This window comes from Geobacillus sp. ZGt-1 (genome assembly GCF_001026865.1).
Taxonomy (GTDB): domain Bacteria; phylum Bacillota; class Bacilli; order Bacillales; family Anoxybacillaceae; genus Geobacillus; species Geobacillus thermoleovorans.
The window spans coordinates 426,897-428,473 of record NZ_LDPD01000023.1 but is presented as its reverse complement, the minus strand read 5'-3'; the positions used below and the strand labels follow the sequence as shown (position 1 = coordinate 428,473).

Annotated in this window: 2 protein-coding genes; both read left to right on the top strand. The window is 55.6% G+C overall.

All coding sequences use genetic code 11. The features are described from left to right. The first annotated feature begins 73 nt into the window (after nucleotides 1–73). Nucleotides 74–727, top strand: coding sequence for an O-methyltransferase (locus tag VU18_RS10955; protein ID WP_014196397.1), 654 nt, complete (start codon nucleotides 74–76; stop codon nucleotides 725–727). After that, the coding region (locus tag VU18_RS10950; RefSeq protein ID WP_236687369.1) for a peptidase U32 family protein at nucleotides 724–1,577 on the top strand (854 nt) is incomplete at its 3' end. The genes VU18_RS10955 and VU18_RS10950, both read left to right, overlap by 4 nt.

Here is a 1,577-nt window from a genome sequence, read left to right as displayed (position 1 = left end):
TTCTTCGTTGCATCTATATAGTTCAACTTTGGCGAGCGCTTTTCAGTTTGCTGACGGCAGGGAGGAATTCCTCTTGCTTTCCAATGACATTGTTTCGTACTTGCAAAAGCTGCGTCCGGCGCCGGATGAGGACATTGAGGAGATGGAGCAGTACGCCTATCGGCACCGCATACCGATCATGGATCCGGTGAGCGTCGAAGTGCTGTTATTCATCTTGAAGCTGATCAGGCCGCGCCGCATTTTGGAAATCGGCACGGCGATCGGCTATTCGGCGATCCGGATGGCAAAGGCGCTGCCGGATGCGCGCATTGTGACGATCGAAAAAGACCGGGAGCGGTATGAGCGCGCCCGTTTTTACATCGAAAAGACGAACACCAAGCGGCAAATCGAGGCGGTGTTGGGCGATGCGCTCGCGGTCGAGGCCGGTGTGGCGGCCGCCGCGCCGTTTGATGTGCTGTTTATTGATGCCGCCAAAGGGCAATATGAGCGCTTTTTTACGCTCTATGAGCCGTTTGTGGCTGCAGGCGGCCTCATCATCAGCGACAACGTCTTGTTTAAGGGGCTCGTCGCCGCCGAAGCGCCGGCGGACAATCGACGGCTTTGGAACATCGCCCGAAAAATTCGCCGCTACAATGAGTGGCTCATGAGTCGAAGCGGTTATGATACGGTCATCATTCCGGTCGGCGATGGGCTCGCCATATCGAAAAAACGAGGTGAAGAACAGTGAAAAAACCCGAATTGCTCGTGACGCCGACGAGCGTTGCCCATATCGACGAGCTGGCTGAAGCCGGAGCGGACGCGGTCATCATTGGCGAGCAGCGCTACGGTTTGCGGCTTGCCGGCGAATTTTCCCGCCATGATGTCGCTGCCGCCGTCAAAGCCGCCCACCGGCGCGGCATGAACGTGTATGTGGCGATGAACGCCATTTTCCATAACGATAAAGTGGACGAGCTTGGCAACTACGTCGCGTTTTTGGCTGATGTCGGCGCCGATGCCATCGTCTTCGGCGATCCCGCGGTGCTCTTGACTGTCCGAGAAACGGCGCCGCACATGAAGCTCCACTGGAGCACGGAGACGACAGCGACGAACTGGTATGCGTGCAACTATTGGGGCCGGAAAGGGGCGAAGCGCGCCGTCTTGGCCCGCGAGTTGAACATGGACGCCATTTTGGAAATCAAAGCCCATGCCGAAGTGGAAATCGAGGTGCAAGTGCACGGCGCGATGTGCATGTACCAATCGAAGCGCTCGCTGATCGGCAGCTATTTTGAATATCAAGGGAAAGTGATGGAAGTTGAACGGAAGAAGTACGAAAAAGGGATGTTTCTTTACGACAAAGAACGCGACAACAAATATCCGATTTTTGAAGACGAAAACGGCACGCATATTATGAGCCCGAACGATGTTTGCATGATCGATGAGCTCGGCGACATGGTCGAGGCCGGCATCGACAGCTTTAAAATTGACGGGATTTTGCACGAGCCGCGCTACATTACCGAAGTGACGAAGCTGTACCGCCGCGCCATCGATTTATGCGCGGATGACCGCGAGCGGTACGAACGGGAAAAAGAGGAGCTGCT